Raw genomic sequence first — 17528 nt, 5'->3', positions numbered from 1 at the left:
GAGCCGGTTGATGAGGACCGGTGTTCCGGAGCCTCTCTGGCGCGCGTTGCTGACATATAATGGTCAGCCGACACACTGTTATTTCCTATTACGAGACATCATGACCCAAGAATATAACGCGGCCGCCATAGAAGTACTGAGCGGCCTGGACCCGGTGCGCAAGCGCCCCGGTATGTATACCGATACAACCCGCCCCAACCATTTGGTGCAGGAAGTGGTGGACAACAGCGTGGACGAAGCCTTGGCCGGCCACGCCGATACCATCAATGTTGTACTCTATAAAGACGGCTCGGTGCGGGTGGATGATAACGGCCGCGGCATGCCGGTGGACATACATCCCGAGCAGGGCATTCCCGGCGTGGAAGTGATCCTGACCCAACTGCATGCCGGCGGTAAATTCTCCAACAAAAATTATCAATTTTCCGGCGGTCTGCACGGTGTCGGTGTGTCGGTAGTGAATGCCCTGTCGGAAAAACTGCTGGTTGAGATCAAGCGTGGCGGCGGTGTTTATCAAATGGCGTTCGCCGGCGGCGACAAGGTTGGCGAGCTGCAGCAAAGCGGTACGGTCGGTAAAAACAACACCGGTACTAGCGTGCATTTTTGGCCGGACGGTAAATATTTCGATTCCAATCGGGTATCGGTCAGCAAGCTGAAACATGTGTTGCGCGCCAAGGCCGTGTTGTGTCCGGGCTTGAAAATTATTTTAAATTCCGAACTCAGCGACGAACAATTCGAATGGTGCTACCAGAACGGCTTGCAGGAATATCTGCTGGACCGGGTCGGCGACGCCGAAATCTTTCCGCAACCGCCGTTCATGGCCAACATGGCGGCCAGCAACGAAGCGGTGGAGTGGGGCATAGTTTGGACGCCGGACAGTTTGCCGGAAACCATCGCCGAAAGTTATGTGAATCTGGTGCCGACTGCCCAAGGCGGTACTCACGTCAACGGCTTGCGCGCCGGCTTGACCGAAGCGATGCGTGAGTTTCTGGATTTTCGCAATCTATTACCGCGCGGGGTGAAAATTGCCCCGGAAGACGTTTGGGAAAGCTGCCATTTTGTATTGTCGGTAAAACTGGAAGACCCGCAGTTTTCCGGGCAAACCAAGGAGAGGCTGAGTTCGCGCGAATGCGTGACCTTTGTATCCGGCGTCGCCAAGGATACGTTCAGCCTGTGGCTGAATCAGCATCCGCAGGAAGGCGAAAAGATCGCCGAAATCATCCTGGCTAGCGCCCAGAAACGCCTTAGAGCAGGCAAAAAAATCGTCCGCAAGAAAATCACCAGCGGCCCGGCTTTGCCCGGCAAACTGGCGGATTGTTCCGGACAGGACTTGAGTCGCACCGAACTGTTTTTGGTCGAGGGCGATTCGGCCGGCGGCTCGGCCAAGCAGGCGCGGGACCGAGAATTCCAGGCCATCATGCCGTTGCGCGGTAAAATTCTGAACACCTGGGAAGTCGATTCCGGCGAGGTGATGGCATCTCAGGAGGTACACGACATCGCGGTGGCGCTGGGTATAGAGCCGGACAGCAACGACCTGCAAAATCTGCGTTACGGCAAGATCTGCATCCTGGCCGATGCCGATTCCGACGGTAACCACATTGCGACTCTGATTTGCGCGCTGTTTTACCAGCATTTCAATGCCTTGGTCAGAGCAGGGCATGTGTTCGTCGCCATGCCGCCGCTGTACCGGATCGATGTCGGCAAGAAGGTATTTTACGCGCTGGACGAATCGGAGCGCTTGGGCGTGTTGGCGCGCATCGAAGCCGAAAAACTCACCGGCAAGATCAACATCCAGCGCTTTAAAGGCTTGGGCGAGATGAATCCCTCGCAATTGCGGGAAACCACGATGAATCCCGACACCCGCCGCCTGGTGCAGTTAACGGTAGCCGAAAACGACGATACCCGCGAACAGATGGATCTGTTATTGGCGAAGAAGCGTGCCGGCGATAGGAAAAGCTGGCTGGAAGATCGGGGTAACTTAGCGCAAATATAAGCGACACTCTGGCCGGAGTTAGAGGGCTCCGGCTGGCTTGACCGTCAAATATCCATCAACAGCATTGGAATGCCGTAGGTCAGTATGAAGTAACTAAATGCGTAAACTACGCTGACGCTGGTTGGGTAACTGAAGAAAGCCCGAAAAATATAGCTGACGATAGAGATATACCAGACAACCAAAAACACCGCGATGCCTATGCCAATTTCTTCGCGGTAGATATGGTGTTGCAATACCAGCCAATAGTCGAGAGCCTCGGCAGCGACAGCCAAGGTCATGATGAAATTCTCGCAGACGAAAATCGAGGTATACAGCTGATTAAAACAGCCCCATTTTTTTTCCATCAGCAATAAGATCGCCACCGAGCCGAAAGCCATGACGGTGCGGCCCAAAACTTCCAATGTGCCGTCCGCCGGATCGGAGATCAAGCCTTCAACAATCATCCCGGAAATCAGATAGAACGCCACGTTTTTCCACATAAACGAGTTGGGCGGGACTAACTCGGAGGGGTTGTTCAGAAACCAGCAAGAGGATAGATACTTCAGCAGTAGATTCATAGTCGACACTTATATTCGATAAAAGCAGGTTTTATCGAATTGAAAAAACCGTCCATTATAGACGGGCGCTAGCATAACGGGGTTTTGACTTCGTTTTAGGTGCGTATTTGGAGTATAAGGTGCCGCCGTTTAAGGAGATGCAGCCTGCGGTTTTACCGATTCGTTTGTATAATAGCCCTTCATTTCTCCGCGTGTGGCCAGCAAGTGCCAACGCTCATGCCCAATCAAACTCCGGAACCTTCATGATCGAACTAGGCAAATTCAACACTTTAACCGTCGTCAGCCAACGTGATAATCAGTATGGTCTGGATGGTGGGGCGCTTGGCGAGATTGGCTTGGCGGACAAAGATGCTGCGGATAATCTAAAGGTTGGCGATACTGTAAACGCCTTTGTCTTCATTGACGGTAAGAATCAAACTATCGCTACCCTGCAAACGCCGCTTGCGCAAGTCGATCAGGTAGCTTGGTTAAAATGTATATCGCTCAGCCATGCCGGTGCGTTTTTGGGATGGGGATTGCCCAAGGATTTGTTGTTACCGTTCAGCGAACAGAAGGGGAAAGTCGTCGAAGGCCGTTCTTATCTGGTGCGTCTGTTTTTAGACGAAAACAACCGCATCGCCGCCACGATGATTTTGGACGATTTCATTCAGGATCAGGCGTTTTATTACAAAGACGGTCAGGCGGTGCAACTCATTATCGCCGACGAAACCGACTTGGGTTTTAAAGCGGTGGTGGATAATCAATATTGGGGCGTGTTGTATAAAAGCGAGACTTTTCAGCCCTTGCAAAAAGGCCAGTCATTGACCGGCTATATTAAAAAAGTCCGCCCCGACAATAAGCTGGATTTGGTCTTGAGCCAGGAAAAATACGGCCAGAAAGTCGATGCCACGTCTGAGAAGATTTTGACGATACTGGCGAAGCGCGGTGGTTATGTGGCGCTAACCGACAAAAGTGCGCCGGAGATTATTTACGACACCTTTGGCGTCAGTAAAAAAGTCTTCAAGCAGGCCATAGGCGGCTTGTATAAACAACGGCGGATCGTCATCGAAGAAACCGGTATCCGTTTGGTCGATCAAGCTTAAAGAAAATGGAGAGACGCAATAGTTTGCGTCTCTCCCGAGGATCAGCTTTAGAGACTAAGGCCGATATTGCGAGAACACGTAATCGGTTTTTTGCTCCGATGCATGGCAGGCAAAGCAAGAAGTGCCGCCGTCTTTCACCAGCCGTTCGGTTTTGCTGTTGCCGGCAAAACCTTCAAAGCCCCAGCCGCCGGTCGCGGCAAATTTTTTCGCGTCTTTCAGCATCACGCCCACCAGCTTGCGTTCGCCTTCCTGGATGGTTTTATCCTTTTCCTGATATTGCAACAAGTCGAACACCAACACCGAGCCGTCTGCGTACTTACCGGTTTTCAAACCCGCTTCCGCTTGTTTATTGGCGTAGACATGGTGCAAGCCTTGAAACGGATTCTCCAGGGCGTGGCCGGGTTGAATCAGCATGCTTTTAGCGTGCAGCCAGTTGCGATAGCCCTCCGGAAACGGTACGGCCTGATCGGCCGCAAACGCGGTAAAGGCAACTGTGCCTAGCAGGCCCGCCATCAACAACGAAATGCTTTTTTTCATGATCGTATCCCCCATAAAAAGTAAAGACCCTATAATTTCGAATCGAAACTATAGGGTCTTTTTAAGCGGGTTTGCGGATTTTGTCAAACAAATAGTGATGCGCTATTAGTTTGCTTGGCGAAGCGCGGCTGAATAGTAGGTGCGGTGTTAAGCGGGAATGGCGGTTAAGACGAAAGCAGGGGAGGGAAAGATGGCGTGGCGTTGGGCTGCAAAGGCTTGCAACCCAAGTGACCAGCTAATTAAATCTTACCGTCCAACCCCATCTGAAAATATTTATGGGTGATTTTTTCTTGGTTTTCCAGCAGCCAATCAATATCCGGCGTGTTGGTCATGGCTTTATGAATGGCTTTGGCCATGGCCTCGCGGTGGATGTTGAACAAAATTTGATGATCCAGCTTGTCATCTTTGATCACGCTGGGATTCAACCATACCGAGCAAATAATCCCCAAGTCGTTGGCTTTTTCTTTGGGAATATCACCCGCGCGCACGGCATCCAATACGCCGTTAGCAATCGCTGCCTGCACGGTGCCCATTAAAATATTGGTATAACGGCTGTTCTTGACAGTGACCTTGCTGACCATCAGCGTGACCGGGCGCACCTGAATATCGGTATTTAAAATCGCGAATACCCGGGTGTGGCCCTGAACTTGATCGCCGGTTAAAGTGGCAATCGCGGTGCCGACCGGTCCGTCCAGTTCGCCGATGATGATTTCCGGTTCTGCCGCCGTACCGGCTGGGCCGCCCGCTACCAAGGCTTCGCCGGTGCGCATAATGATTCTTTCGCTCATGTGGGTCTCCAAATGTATGTTGAGGTTAGTAATTTTCCGGAGGGAGGGGGAGCTAGGCGTCACGGCTCAACACCATCGCCCCGTATTCTTCCGGTGTGATTATGCCGCCCAGACTTTCTGCAGCGTGACTATCGCAAGCCGGCAACACATCCTGCACCGCATCAATACGCTTCCATTGCGGCAACGGCGTGTCTTGATGGGCTTGCGGCACGTATTTCGAGCTGGCAAGCCGGCTCATGCGGTGGATATAACGCGGACAGTTGATGAATATCTCGCTAATCGCCACCCGCACCATCAGCTCGGCGCCAGGGTATTCGGCCAGCAGCGGATCGTTGGCTTCAATGCGGGCGTCGCCATGCACCCGAATCCGGTGCGGGGTTTCGAAGTCGATGAACAGCATGCCGATTTTCGAGTTGCCGTTGATATTGCCCATCGACAAAAACATGCCATTGCCGTCGTAACTGGGGAACGCCAGTTCCTGGGGATTAACCACCTTCACCAAGCCGGGATTGCCGCCCTTGTAAGAGCAAGTCGGGTAACCGCGCTGGTCTATCGTAGTCAGAAAGAAAAAATCCCGGCTCTCAATAAACGGCTGATGCTGCTCGCTGACTTGCTGTTCAACGATCATTTGTTCCAAACGATCCGCGAGCTTGACGGTGTCGTGTTGAGATTGCAATTGGCGGTGCTGCGGGCTGTAAAAGTCGCTCATGGGCGATGCTCCTTGATGGGATGGTGCGGCGATTCTAACAGGAATGCTGGTTAGTCAGGTTTTGCGGTTGCAAGAAACGGAACGCCTGGTCGGATTGCTACGAGGAGCGTGGGAACAATAAAAAACGCCTTATTTTCTCAGCCAATTGAACGCCGCGCTTAATTTGCGTTTGGCGTCGTTTTCGATGATTCGGTCATGAGCCAGCACAATCCGCTCAACATCCAACGCCAGCAGCGCATCGACCGAGCGCGCCAATGCGGTTTTATCTTTAACCAACAGTTTCATGGTTCGCGACATTGCCAGTTGATCGTAGACGCCGAGCAGTCTCGCTACAACGCGCGCTAATCCGATGTGTTCAGCGCCGAAGCAAAATAGCAGGTCGGTAAGAATCAAAGTACCCGTTGTGCTGTGAAACCAAGCCGTCTCGTTAATGATGGGTAGGCCTTCCACAAATACGGGGATTAATTCGGTCGTCCAGGCCGGCTTTTCCAATGGTGACAGCACCGGGTAAGCGCTAAGGTCCGGCCGCTTTTCCGCTAACCCTGGCGCGATATAGCCTTCGGCATTCGGGAACGCCTTCATGAATGGCGTAAAAAACAGGTGGTGGCTCTTGTTCGGTGCCAGCACATAACGCACTGGGCCGATTTCGGCAATTTCAGTCACCAGTTGGGCTGACGGCTCGATCGGCGAATGCACCCAAATCGATCCGTCCCGCAGTTTGACGAAAGTGGCTCTGGTGCTTAGATTTAACGGACCGAATTGAATGGCTTGCTGTGCATACCAGATTTGGCCGGGAACGAGAGTTTTTAGGACCACTTGAGCTTGGGGGGCTGGGTAAATCTGGATATGCTAAAAGACGAAAAGTACGATGTCAAAGCCTTGAATGGACTAGAAGAGTTAGTCCGCGTGGGCACAAAAACCGTGCCCACCCTTGTATGATGAATTTTAACAACCGATAGCCCAGAAAAACCGATTAAGCTGTGATTGTTCATTGGGAGGCCGTCCCACCCTGAGGACTGGTAGTTTACCAGAGCCTGTCGTGTAGATTGGCCCCCGCCCTATTCACCCATACCGTGGAGTATCCGAGGCTTAGAGCCTGCATACACAAGGAAGGTAGGTGCATGTGCAGGGTCGGGAACCGGTGAATAGTGTACTTCCCTTTAAACTGTATTTAAAAATGATGATGACGAACCGCTCGCTCAACACCCCCGCTGAATCTGTCCATCGCCTGTTTGCCGGCGTGGATGTCGGCGCCGACGAATTGGTTTTAGTGATCCGCAAGAACGGCAAGCCGTTCGACCCGCAAAAATATGCTAATACTCGTAGCGACCGTGCGCGTCTGGTGAATAAGTTGATCAAATTACCCGGCATCAAGGTCTGTCTGGAAGCCACCGGTATTTACCATTTCGATCTTGCTATTGCGCTACACGACGTCGGTGTACCTGTGATGGTGGTCAATCCCAAGGCTTCGCATCACTTCGCTAAGGTATTGATGAAAAACAGTAAAACCGACGCCGTCGATGCCAACACCTTGGCCGAATATGTCGAGCGCATGGATTTCGTCGCCTGGACTCGTCCTTCGAATCAAGCGCTGGCTTTGCGCGGCTATGCTCGCCGTATCGACGCGCTAACCGGTCAGAAGGCCGCCGCGAAAAATCATCTACATGCGCTGAGTGCGACCGAGGAAACGCCGAAGGCCCTACTACGCGATGCCAAATTGGCGATTAGTCAGCTGGAAAAACGCATCGATACGTTGGCTGGCGAGGCGCTGGCGTTGATCGACCAGCATCCGGAACTGCAACGAATATTCGACCTGTTGACCGGCATCAAAGGCATTGCCCAAACCAGCGCCATTGCCTTGATGGGCGAACTACTGCTATTGCCGCCCAACCTGTCGCATCGCGAATGGGTCAAGTTTGCCGGACTCGATCCCAAGGCCTTTGAGTCGGGCAAAAGCGTACACAAGAAAATGCGGCTATCCAAGGCCGGTAACCGGCATATTCGTTCGGCGTTGTATATGCCGGCCTTGAGTGCCAAACAGCACGATCCGCATGTGCGAGCGTATTTCCAGCATTTGATCGACAACGGCAAGAAACCTTTGCAAGCCGTCTGCGCCGTCATGCGTAAATTACTGCATGCGATCCATGGCATGTTGAAGCACGATCAGCCGTTCGATAACACACGGTTTTATGCCATCCCTGAATCCATCATCGCCGAGTAAAAAATGATGAAATTTGTTGCTTTTGAACAGAGTATCTACGCAGCTGGTTTTACAGTTGGATGACGCAGAGCGTATGAACGATAAATTAAAGTTAAGTTAGTCTATTCAAGAAAGTAGCTTCAAAAACATGACCACGGTGAATACCAAATTAACCCCGATTGTCCACTTGAGCGTCTTAAACTCCTGTTCCGTGTAGATTTGATATTTCAGCATCTGTTTCTGTACAAAATGCAGACGGTTTTCCTTGCTGTGCTGTTGGATGGCTTCCACAGCTTTGAATGCTTTACACTCGCTGACGCCAGCATTTTTAAGCAGTTCGTAGACTTCTGTGGCGATCTTTGACATGTTTTAACTCCGAAATCGTGCAGGGTTTTCTCCCGTATGCCGCGCCGAGTACCGCAGCTTTCGCCGGGAACAGCCCGAAGGGGCGATGCAGGGATGCATCGCGTTGCCGAAGGGGCAGGAAGCCCCTTTCGGCAACCCCCGGCGAAAGCGAGGAACGCAGGGCATAAGCGGCATCCGGGTGTCTTTTCTTTTGGATACTTTTCTTTGGACAAGCAAAGAAAAGTATCTCGGCTGTCGGTCCGAGAACCGACATTAAATTCAGCTTCGCTTTAGCGAAACATATTTCGAAGGAATGGATCGTATATGGCATTTATTAAGACATTTTGCTCTAAATTTCATCATCTAGGAGATCATCCAAAAGGTTATCAATTCCCGCAGATTTCTCTCTTACTGTATTCATCAAATCAATTAAAGCAGGCGAGTGGTCAGCACATTCCCATAGAACTCTGTCTTGGGCATCAAGGACAGCAAATACAATTCTTTCAGACCAGTAAAAAGACTCATTTTCAGGGTAGAAACTTTGATATCGTTGCTGATAAATTGCAACATATTTGTCTTTGTATTTTGCTTCAAAATATATTGGAACAATATCATCTGTACCTCTTGTGATAGAACTAGGAGGGTCTTTTATATTCCATTGGATTTTATTTTCATTGGTAAATCTAATTAATTTTGTTACCAACTGGGTTGCTTTGCTATGAAAACTCATTATGTCAATCCCATTGAGAATCTTTGACTAATTGTTGAAGGCTTGTGACTACAGTATTTAGATCAGTATATAGACTCCAGCCCTTATCTTCTGTAATTTCCGAAATACTGGATTTGAATACCATATATTTTCTAGGTTGAAGTTTCCTTAGAAATTCGTTAATTTTCTTTTGTTCTTCAATAGGTAGTTTAGTTTTGATATTTTCAAGTAGGGCTTTAACTTTTGCAAACATTTCTAAGGCTGGTCGTTCATTCGTAGACCAAGTTTTAAGTCTATTCGAAATCTCGGATGTGGCTTTTTCCAACTCTTTGGTAATAGTCGGAAGTCGAGCTCTACGCAAGAATGATCTACGAATGGTACGCGCCTCAAAAAATAGAAAAATAGTGATTATTAGACCGATAATAGAGCTTATCGAGCTAATATCTATAATCCATTGGGGGAGTAAGCTGTTCAACTAATTTGTCTCCAAGAACGCCTATTTGTTAATTGTAAAAATGCTAATTATCACAGTTAGAGGGGGCAGAATTAGGTAGCCGAGTTTTGTCAAAGTGATTAGCCAGAGATGCCAATCGGCTTACTCATGGCTCCATAGATTACGGCTTAACATTCCCCCCATGCAACCCACATTCCTTCTTCGCTGCATCCTCCCACCACCAACGTCCCGCGCGCTCGTGCTGATTAGGTAAAACCGGCCGGGTGCAAGGCTCGCAGCCGATGCTGATATAGCCGTGTTGGTGGAGTTCGTTGAACGGTACCTGATAGGCTTCGATGTAATCCCACACCTGCGCGGATGACCAGTTCAGCAGCGGGTTGAATTTGATCAGCTGTTTGCCGGGGGCCGAGAAGCCGGCGTCCAGTTGTACTTCCGGGATGTCGCCGCGGGTGTCCAGGCTTTGGTCTTTGCGTTGGCCGGTAATCCAGGCGTCTAGCGTCGCCAGCTTGCGCTTCAATGGCTCTACCTTGCGGATGCCGCAGCATTGTTGGTGACCGTCTTCGTAAAAACTGAACAGGCCTTTTTCTTTCACAAAGGCATCCAGTTGTTCGCGATCCGGACTCAAGATGTCGATGTTGATGCCGTAATGCTTGCGCACTTGTTCCATGAAACGGTAGGTTTCCGGATGCAAGCGGCCGGTATCCAATGAAAACACCTGGATGTCTTTTCTGATTTGCAAGGCCATGTCGATCAGCACGACGTCTTCTGCACCGCTGAAAGAGATGGCAATGTTATCGAAATTAGCCAGTGCGGCTTTTAAGATGGTGCGCGGATTTTTACCTTGCAGCTCGGATTGGGCGGTGCTTAAGTCGAATTCAGTCATGGATTTAGCTCTGGGCAAAGTAACGGGATAAATACTCGTCAAAGTCCAACTTGTCGTTGGCTTCGATGTCGGCTTGTTTTTGCAGGGACGCGGCAGCCATGTCCTCGAACTGCCTTTGGGTTTCATCGTCCAGCGGTTCGGCGTTGAAATAATGTTTATGCAAGGCCGAGGTATTGCTGGCAAAGCAGCCAAATTCCTGGCCATTTTCACGCATGCAGGCCAGGATGCGGGCTGACGGCGTCAAGGCCGGATTGTCAACGACCGCCAACTGGTGTTGCAAAGCCAGTTGATAGGGGCGTTCCAGGCTGCCTCTGTCCAGCACCGCGCAGATCGGTTGCATGGCGTACAAGATGCTGTGCGCCCATTGCTGTAAGGTGACGGTTTCGCCGTTGCGGTTTAATTGCAAACCGGGGCGGCGGCCTTGATTGGCGACCAGCAATTGGTTGCTGTTGTTAACCTGGAATTCGTCCGGGCCTTGCGGCGGGCTGTCCTGCAATAAACAATACAGTAAGAAGGCCTCGACAAAGCGGGCGGTGCTTTCGTCGATGCCGATCGGATTCAGCAGATTCAAATCCAGCGAGCGCATTTCCACATACAGCACGCCGCGCCGTTTCAGCGCCAGCGTCGGCTTCTCGCCGGATTTGGCGATCTGCTTGGGGCGCATGGTGCTGTAAAACTCGTTTTCGATTTGCAGAATGTTGGCGTTCAGCTGTTGGTACTCGCCGTCCACTTTCACGCCGATAGCTTCGTAGTCCGGATAAGGGGTGTTGATGGCTGCGCTTAGGCTGTCCACGTAGCCGTCCAGCGAGTTGTAATCGATCTTCAAGCCCGCCTGGTTCTTGCTCTTGTAACCGATGTCGCTCATGCGCAGCGAGGTCGCATAGGGGTGGAACACGGTGTGCTCGTCAAACTCCTTGAATTGCTCCATCAATTGCGGGCGGCTTTTGAAAAAAGTTTTGCAAATCGCCGGCGAGGCGCCGAACAGATACAAAATCAACCAGCCTTGGCGGTGGAAGTTACGGATCAAACCGAAATAAGCGTTGGAGATAAAGTCTTCCAGGCCTACCGTGCAGCCGCTTTGCTGGTACAGCGCCGGCCACAACGCTTCCGGCACCGAATAATTGAAATGGATGCCGGCGATGGCTTGCATGGTGCGGCCGTAACGGTGCCACAAACCTTTACGGTAAACGTGCTTCATCTTGCCGATGTTGGATTTGCCGTACTCCGCGATGGGGATGCTCAAGTCGCCGTCGATACCGCAGGGCATGCTGGTGGCCAGCAGCATTTCCTCGCCTAGATGCGGGTAGACAAACTGGTGGAGCTGGTGCATGTAGTCCAGGGTTTGGCGGATGTCGGCAAACGGCGGAGTGATGAATTCCATCAGCGCTTCCGAATAATCGGTGGTGATGTAAGGGTGGGTCAATGCCGAACCGAGCGCCGTGGGGTGAGGCGTTTGGGCGATCTCGCCATGCTCGGTGATGCGCAGGCTTTCTTTCTCGATGCCTTTCAGGCCTTGTTTTAACAGGTATTGTTGATCGTTATCGATCAAATATTTAAGACGGTCGGGTAAACGGCAGTAAGTAATGAGCATAGAAAATTAGGCGCCTTCCGCGGCTTGGGTAAGCGCGGCATTATATAGGGTGGATTTTGAATTGTTGAAATCGGCGTGCTGTACATTGAATTAAGGAGATTGGGGATGTGCGTTACTATTTCAAGGCGTAGAAGGCCGTAGCGGATTTCGCATGGATCGGGCGGTTGCGGATGATGGCCTGATCTATGGTCTAATACCTCGACAACTTTTTTGCCGGTTTAGATTTAGCAAGTAATGATTTATGACCAATAACCCCGCCCTGCAAACCCTGCGTAGCGTGTTCGGCTACGACAGTTTTCGCGGCCAGCAGCAACAGATTATCGAACAATTGATCGGCGGCCGGGATGTGTTGGTATTGATGCCGACCGGCGGCGGCAAGTCCTTGTGCTATCAGATTCCGGCCCTGGTGATGGACGGCGTCGGCATCGTCATTTCGCCGCTGATTGCGCTGATGCAAGATCAGGTCAGCGCCTTGCATCAAGTGGGCGTGCGAGCGGCCTATTTAAATTCGACGCTGGCGCTGGAGCAGGTGCGCGAGATCGAACAGAAGTTGCAGAACGGCGAGTTGGATTTGCTGTACATTGCCCCTGAGCGCTTATCCAACGCCAGAACCCAGGCCTTGTTCGCCCGCTGCAAGATCGCTTTGTTTGCCATCGACGAGGCGCATTGCGTATCGCAATGGGGCCACGATTTTCGCGCCGATTATTTGTTGTTGTCGGTGTTGCACGAACAGTTTCCGCAAGTACCGCGCATCGCTTTAACCGCCACAGCGGACGAGCGTACCCGCCAGGAAATCATTACCCGGCTGGCGCTGGAACAGGCTCAGGTGTTCGTCAGCGGTTTCGACCGGCCGAATATTCGCTATCGGATCATTCAAAAAGACAATGCCCGTCAGCAATTATTGACCTTTATCCGCAGCGAACACCCCGGCGACACCGGCATCGTTTATTGCTTGTCGCGTAAAAAAGTCGAGGAAACCGCCGAGTGGCTGAACGGTAAGGGCTTGAAAGCCCTGCCGTATCATGCCGGCATGGAGCATAGAGAGCGGCAGAAGAATCAACACCAGTTTTTGATGGAAGACGGTTTGATCATCGTCGCCACCATTGCTTTTGGCATGGGCATAGACAAGCCTAACGTGCGCTTCGTGGCGCATCTGGACTTGCCGAAAAGCGTGGAAGCCTATTATCAAGAGACGGGCCGGGCCGGCCGCGACGGCCTGCCGGCCAACGCCTGGATGGCTTACGGCTTGCAGGACGTATTGACGCTAAGGCAAATGCTCGGTTCATCCAATGCCGACGAGGCGCACAAGCGGATTGAATTGCACAAACTGGATGCGATGCTGGCCTTGTGCGAAATGGTCAGTTGCCGGCGGCAGGCGCTGCTTGGCTACTTTGGTGACGTTCTGGAGCAGGGCTGCGGCAATTGCGATACTTGCCTGGAGCCGGTGGAAACCTGGGATGGCAGCGTTGCCGCGCAGCAAGCCTTGTCGTGCATCTATCGCACCGGCCAGCGTTTTGGCGTGACCTATTTGATTGATGTGTTGCTGGGCAAAAGCGACGACCGGATGCGCCAGTTCGGCCATGACAAGCAGTCCACCTTCGGGATCGGTAAAGCGCTGGACGAAAAACAATGGCGCTCGGTGTTTCGGCAATTGGTCGCCAAGTCTTTGGTGGAAATCGATTTCGAAGGTCACGGTAGTTTGAAATTGACCGACGCCTGCCGGCCGGTGTTGCGGGGTGAGCAAACTTTGATGTTGCGCAAGGATGCGCAGATCGCCAAGACCCGCCGCGAAAAACCCGAAAAACGCCAACCGGGTGGCGCGGCGGACAGCGCCTTGTGGAATGCTTTGCGAGCCAAACGCAAAGAATTGGCCGACGAGCAGGACGTGCCGCCCTATGTGATTTTTCACGATGCGACTTTGATGGCGATGGTCGATGCTCGGCCGCGTAATCATCAGCAATTGAGCATGTTGTCCGGTATCGGCCAACGCAAACTGGAATTATACGGCGATGAGTTTTTGGCGGTGTTAGCCCAATTCGACGACGAGCCGCCGGTGTCAGCCACCGACACGGTTGCGGAAAGTCTGGATTTATTCAGATTGGGCTATAGCGTCGAGCAAGTGGCGAAACAGCGTGGCCTGAGCGAGGACACGATTTACAATCACATGGCCAAAAGTCTGGAACTGGGGCTGGTGGCGCTGGGCGATGTGTTGAGCTTGTCGCCGGCGGAAGTCAGTGAAATCGAAGCGGTGTTGTTAAGCTTGCCGGAAGAACAACGCAATGCCTTGAAGCCGGTCTACGAGCAACTGGGCGGCGCTTACAGTTACGGCGTGTTGCGTTGTGTCAGAGCGGCTTTACAGCAGCAGCTTGGTTGAGTTTGTCGTGCGTGAAGCGGTAATCAGTCTTAAGGCAATGATCCAGCCACTTTTGCAGGAAATAGTTTAAGCGCCATTTGTAGTTTCTGATTTCCACTAGACTGCCGGGATCTTGGTAAACCTTATCGACTGTCGGCCGGTCAATGTCGCGCAGCACTTCCGCCAATTGCGCATCCAGATAAATCCGAATTTTCACCGCCGGCACGATGTGCTCTGACAGTTGTTGGTCGAAGCAATGGCTAAGTTCTATCGTCAAGGTGTAGGGGTTACGCTCCAGCACTTGCAGATACAGCGCCGGTTTGTTTTGAGTCAGGCCCACGGCGGTTTTATCAAAAGAGCGCAGATTCGGAATCAGCCTGAACAACTTCTGATAGTTGGATTCGCAGATCTTTTCCAGACACAGCGCGGTATTGACCGGTTGTACCAAGCTCATGCTTAGTCTTCCCGATAACAAGCATTGGCGCTGGCGGTTTCCCACAACACCACTTGATCGACATTAAAGCCTTGTTGTTTGACGTGCTGGTAAATCATCTTGCTCAACACTTCGGCGGTGGGATGTTCGTCGATAGCCAAAAACTGCTCGTTGTTGGCGACCAGGGCCGGAATGATAGGGTCGTCTTTATGCAGCAAAAAGTTGTGATCCAGCACCTTATTGATAAATCTATCCACACAGTCTTTCACGTCGGAAAAATCGCAGACCATGCCCTGTTCGTTGAGGCTGTTTTGTTTGATGGAGATGCTGGCTTTGACGCTGTGGCCGTGCAGGTTGCGGCACTTGCCCGGATGGTTCATCAGGCGGTGGCCGTAGCAAAAATAAACTTCTTTGGTAATGATATACATAGCGTGCTACGTCCTTGTCAGGAATGGATGCTGTCCTTAATTGCCTTTGATGCTTTTGATTGAGGCGGCTATTTCAAAGCTGCCGTCGCCTTGTTTGACGCTGCGCACCACTTCGATGAAGGCCGTCATCGGCGGGGTGATTTGGGTTTTCGGCATGATGCTGACTTCCATGGCTAAACCGACATCGAACGGCCGGTTGGCAATAAACGAGACGCCGGCGCCGCTGAGCGTTGTGCATTTGCCGGTACTGACCTCGCTGGAATCGGCCAGCTTATAGGTAATGTCACAGTCCACATCCATACGGATGTAATCGCGTTTTTCATCATGATTCAGCATTGGCTTCCCCCGATTCGGATTGGCAGTGGTTGGGTAAAAAATCAGTCGCAGGGAGTTTACTATAAAAATCCGCCGCTCTGGGTAGGAAATAGTGGCTCATATTGCCGGAATCAGCGGATTTTTTGGGCGAGCTGTGATGCAGTTGGCATGCAGGCAATTGCCAGGTTCGGCGGTTTTATTGCCTGACTAAGCCAGGCGATTTGTGTAAAATTCCGCCACTTTTTCATTACAGACAGCGTAGGCAGCAGCATGAGTAAATCCATTGTCCTTACCGGTATCACCACCACCGGCACGCCGCATCTTGGCAATTACGCCGGGGCGATCCGGCCGGCGATCAATGCCAGCAAAGACGAGCAGGTCAGACCGTTTTATTTCCTGGCCGATTACCATGCCCTGATCAAATGCAACGAGCCTGCCAGGGTCAAGCAATCCAGCCTGGAAATCGCCGCCACCTGGCTGGCGCTGGGATTGGATACCTCCAACGCGGTGTTTTACCGCCAGTCCGATGTGCCGGAAATTCTGGAACTGACTTGGATGCTGACTTGCGTGACTGCCAAGGGCTTGATGAACCGCGCGCACGCCTATAAAGCCGCCGTCGCCGAAAACGAAGAAACCGAAGGTAATGATCCGGACAAAGGCATCACCATGGGCTTGTTCAGTTATCCCATCCTGATGGCCGCCGATATTTTGATGTTCAACGCCAATAAGGTGCCGGTGGGCAAAGATCAAATCCAGCACATCGAAATGGCCCGTGACATCGCCAGCCGCTTTAACCATATCTATGGCGAGCATTTCGTGTTGCCGGAAGCGGTGTTGGACGACAACGCGGCGACCTTACTGGGCCTGGATGGCCGCAAGATGAGCAAAAGCTACAACAACACCATTCCACTATTTGAGCCGGAAAAGAAGCTGCGCAAGCTGATCAACAAGATCAAAACCAATTCCCTGGAACCCGGCGAACCGAAAGATCCGGAAGGCTGCACGCTATTCGGTATCTACCAGGCATTTGCGAATCAACATGAACTCGATGCGATCCGTCAGCGCTATGCGGAAGGCATAGGCTGGGGCGAGATGAAGCAGGTGTTGTTCGAGAAAATCAACGATGAAATCGCCCCGGCTCGCGAGCGTTACGAAGCCTTAATGGAAGCGCCGGAGCATATCGAGCAGCAATTGCAGGAAGGCGCCGAGAAAGCCCGCGCCATCACTCGGCCGTTTATCAATACCTTGCGGGAAGCGGTGGGTATTTCCAGATTGGCGATATAACGGCGCTAAGCCTTAGAGACGCAAAATCTTGCGTCTCTAACTCACTCCTAATGTGGTTTGTCTATAGCCATATTGACTGATACTTGCTCAAGGATGATCGTGTCCCATGTCCATCATCGCTATCTACTTTATCAAGCTGCTGTTGTTGCCGCCAACCTCTTTGGCGATGCTGGCGCTGGTTGGCTTGCTTCTGCGCAAGCGTAAATGGGGGAAGAACATGGCGATAGTCTGTCTGGCACTGTTGTGGTTATTGAGTTTGCCGATTGTGGTTAAGCACTGGGCCATGCTCTGGGAACGGGTTCCGCCTCTTTCTACCGAAGCCGTGCAGCAATTCAAACCTCAGGCTTTGGTGGTGATAGGCGGCGGCATTGAAACGTCTGCACCGGAATATCCAGGGCAGGTCACTTTACATGTCAGAACCTTGCTGCGTGTGCGCTATGCTGCCAAGTTGGCCGGGCAACTGGATCTGCCGATTTTGGCGTCCGGGGGCGGTATGCTGGAACCGGATGACATTCCCGAAGCGGATTTGATGGCGCAAACCTTGCAGAGCGAGTTTAAAATTCCCGTGGCCTGGCGGGAGCCGCGTAGCAGGAATACCGCCGAAAATGCCCGTTTCAGCCGCGAGCTGTTAAAAGAGTTTGGCATCAATAAGATTGTTCTGGTCACCCAGGCCTACCATATGCCGCGCGCTGCTTTGGAGTTTCGCAAAGCCGGTTTTGAGGTATTGCCCGCGCCGACGGCCTTTATCGGCCACGCCGGCGAATCCCGCTGGCTGGATTGGTTGCCGTCTGCAACAGCCTGGTCCAACAGTTTTCTGCTTGCGCACGAAATGGTCGGTATGTGGTGGTATCGAATTCGTTACTGAGATAA

19 protein-coding genes are annotated in these 17528 nt (G+C 51.9%); 6 read left to right on the top strand and 13 right to left on the bottom strand.

Annotation, left to right across the window (positions count from 1 at the left end; all coding sequences use genetic code 11):
* Nucleotides 1–100 precede the first annotated feature (100 nt).
* The gene (parE, locus tag ACR02O_RS20790) at nucleotides 101–1990 is read left to right on the top strand and encodes a DNA topoisomerase IV subunit B (RefSeq protein WP_033157104.1); all 1890 of its coding nucleotides are present in this window, start codon (nucleotides 101–103) and stop codon (nucleotides 1988–1990) included.
* Nucleotides 1991–2034: 44 nt separating this feature from the next.
* Here the strand turns inward: parE and ACR02O_RS20785 are convergent, their stop codons facing one another.
* Nucleotides 2035–2547 carry a hypothetical protein gene (locus tag ACR02O_RS20785; RefSeq protein ID WP_033157103.1) on the bottom strand — a complete coding sequence of 171 codons (513 nt, stop codon included), beginning with the start codon at nucleotides 2545–2547 and terminating at the stop codon, nucleotides 2035–2037.
* A 242-nt stretch (nucleotides 2548–2789) separates the two neighbouring features.
* Between ACR02O_RS20785 and ACR02O_RS20780 the strand changes: the two genes are divergently transcribed.
* Nucleotides 2790–3629 carry a CvfB family protein gene (locus ACR02O_RS20780; RefSeq protein ID WP_033157102.1) on the top strand — a complete coding sequence of 280 codons (840 nt, stop codon included), beginning with the start codon at nucleotides 2790–2792 and terminating at the stop codon, nucleotides 3627–3629.
* Nucleotides 3630–3683: 54 nt separating this feature from the next.
* Here ACR02O_RS20780 and ACR02O_RS20775 read toward each other — a convergent pair whose 3' ends face one another.
* The 4 genes from ACR02O_RS20775 to ACR02O_RS20760 all read right to left on the bottom strand — a co-directional run bounded on the left by ACR02O_RS20775 (nucleotide 3684) and on the right by ACR02O_RS20760 (nucleotide 6479).
* Nucleotides 3684–4166, bottom strand: coding sequence for a cytochrome P460 family protein (locus tag ACR02O_RS20775; RefSeq protein ID WP_174843446.1), 483 nt, complete (start codon nucleotides 4164–4166; stop codon nucleotides 3684–3686).
* A gap of 239 nt (nucleotides 4167–4405) precedes the next feature.
* Nucleotides 4406–4954, bottom strand: coding sequence for a formaldehyde-activating enzyme (gene fae, locus ACR02O_RS20770; RefSeq protein ID WP_033157100.1), 549 nt, complete (start codon nucleotides 4952–4954; stop codon nucleotides 4406–4408).
* Nucleotides 4955–5006: 52 nt separating this feature from the next.
* Nucleotides 5007–5663 carry a pyridoxamine 5'-phosphate oxidase family protein gene (locus ACR02O_RS20765; protein ID WP_033157099.1) on the bottom strand — a complete coding sequence of 219 codons (657 nt, stop codon included), beginning with the start codon at nucleotides 5661–5663 and terminating at the stop codon, nucleotides 5007–5009.
* A gap of 129 nt (nucleotides 5664–5792) precedes the next feature.
* On the bottom strand, nucleotides 5793–6479 hold the full coding sequence (locus ACR02O_RS20760; RefSeq protein ID WP_051670071.1) for a DUF4336 domain-containing protein: 687 nt from the start codon (nucleotides 6477–6479) through the stop codon (nucleotides 5793–5795).
* 361 nt (nucleotides 6480–6840) lie between these two features.
* Here ACR02O_RS20760 and ACR02O_RS20755 point away from each other — a divergent pair, with 361 nt between their 5' ends.
* Nucleotides 6841–7884 (top strand): IS110 family RNA-guided transposase, encoded by a 1044-nt coding sequence (locus ACR02O_RS20755; RefSeq protein WP_494522208.1) that lies wholly within the window; start codon nucleotides 6841–6843, stop codon nucleotides 7882–7884.
* Between the two features lie 105 nt (nucleotides 7885–7989).
* Here the strand turns inward: ACR02O_RS20755 and ACR02O_RS20750 are convergent, their stop codons facing one another.
* The 5 genes from ACR02O_RS20750 to gshA all read right to left on the bottom strand — a co-directional run bounded on the left by ACR02O_RS20750 (nucleotide 7990) and on the right by gshA (nucleotide 11845).
* Nucleotides 7990–8229: a hypothetical protein gene (locus ACR02O_RS20750; protein ID WP_033157098.1), complete on the bottom strand. Its 240-nt coding sequence runs from the start codon at nucleotides 8227–8229 to the stop codon at nucleotides 7990–7992.
* Between the two features lie 328 nt (nucleotides 8230–8557).
* Nucleotides 8558–8938 carry a hypothetical protein gene (locus ACR02O_RS20745; protein WP_129871350.1) on the bottom strand — a complete coding sequence of 127 codons (381 nt, stop codon included), beginning with the start codon at nucleotides 8936–8938 and terminating at the stop codon, nucleotides 8558–8560.
* Between the two features lie 4 nt (nucleotides 8939–8942).
* Nucleotides 8943–9392, bottom strand: a complete 450-nt coding sequence (locus tag ACR02O_RS20740; RefSeq protein WP_033157096.1) for a hypothetical protein — start codon at nucleotides 9390–9392, stop codon at nucleotides 8943–8945.
* A 139-nt stretch (nucleotides 9393–9531) separates the two neighbouring features.
* A complete protein-coding gene (locus tag ACR02O_RS20735) occupies nucleotides 9532–10254 on the bottom strand; it encodes a phosphoadenylyl-sulfate reductase (RefSeq protein ID WP_494522345.1) in 723 nt (240 codons plus the stop codon).
* Between the two features lie 4 nt (nucleotides 10255–10258).
* A complete protein-coding gene (gene gshA / locus ACR02O_RS20730; protein WP_033157094.1) occupies nucleotides 10259–11845 on the bottom strand; it encodes a glutamate--cysteine ligase in 1587 nt (528 codons plus the stop codon).
* A gap of 241 nt (nucleotides 11846–12086) precedes the next feature.
* Here gshA and recQ point away from each other — a divergent pair, with 241 nt between their 5' ends.
* Nucleotides 12087–14219: a DNA helicase RecQ gene (recQ, locus tag ACR02O_RS20725; RefSeq protein ID WP_033157093.1), complete on the top strand. Its 2133-nt coding sequence runs from the start codon at nucleotides 12087–12089 to the stop codon at nucleotides 14217–14219.
* Here recQ and ACR02O_RS20720 read toward each other — a convergent pair.
* The 3 genes from ACR02O_RS20720 to ACR02O_RS20710 are packed head-to-tail and all read right to left on the bottom strand — an operon-like array spanning nucleotide 14188 to nucleotide 15395.
* The gene (locus ACR02O_RS20720; RefSeq protein ID WP_033157092.1) at nucleotides 14188–14652 is read right to left on the bottom strand and encodes a DUF1249 domain-containing protein; all 465 of its coding nucleotides are present in this window, start codon (nucleotides 14650–14652) and stop codon (nucleotides 14188–14190) included. The two genes, recQ and ACR02O_RS20720, sit on opposite strands and share 32 nt — an antisense overlap.
* 2 nt (nucleotides 14653–14654) lie before the next feature.
* Nucleotides 14655–15059 (bottom strand): 6-pyruvoyl trahydropterin synthase family protein, encoded by a 405-nt coding sequence (locus ACR02O_RS20715; RefSeq protein WP_458138197.1) that lies wholly within the window; start codon nucleotides 15057–15059, stop codon nucleotides 14655–14657.
* A gap of 36 nt (nucleotides 15060–15095) precedes the next feature.
* Nucleotides 15096–15395: a PilZ domain-containing protein gene (locus ACR02O_RS20710; RefSeq protein WP_033157090.1), complete on the bottom strand. Its 300-nt coding sequence runs from the start codon at nucleotides 15393–15395 to the stop codon at nucleotides 15096–15098.
* A gap of 249 nt (nucleotides 15396–15644) precedes the next feature.
* On the opposite strand from ACR02O_RS20710, the gene ACR02O_RS20705 reads away from it, so the two are divergent.
* The gene (locus ACR02O_RS20705) at nucleotides 15645–16658 is read left to right on the top strand and encodes a tryptophan--tRNA ligase (protein ID WP_458138196.1); all 1014 of its coding nucleotides are present in this window, start codon (nucleotides 15645–15647) and stop codon (nucleotides 16656–16658) included.
* Between the two features lie 106 nt (nucleotides 16659–16764).
* On the top strand, nucleotides 16765–17523 hold the full coding sequence (locus tag ACR02O_RS20700) for a YdcF family protein (RefSeq protein ID WP_458138195.1): 759 nt from the start codon (nucleotides 16765–16767) through the stop codon (nucleotides 17521–17523).
* Nucleotides 17524–17528: the final 5 nt, after the last annotated feature.

The organism is Methylomonas sp. PHL2-19, from assembly GCF_059331595.1.
Note: the sequence above shows the minus strand (reverse complement) of the source record. Positions and strands in the feature narration are given on the sequence as shown.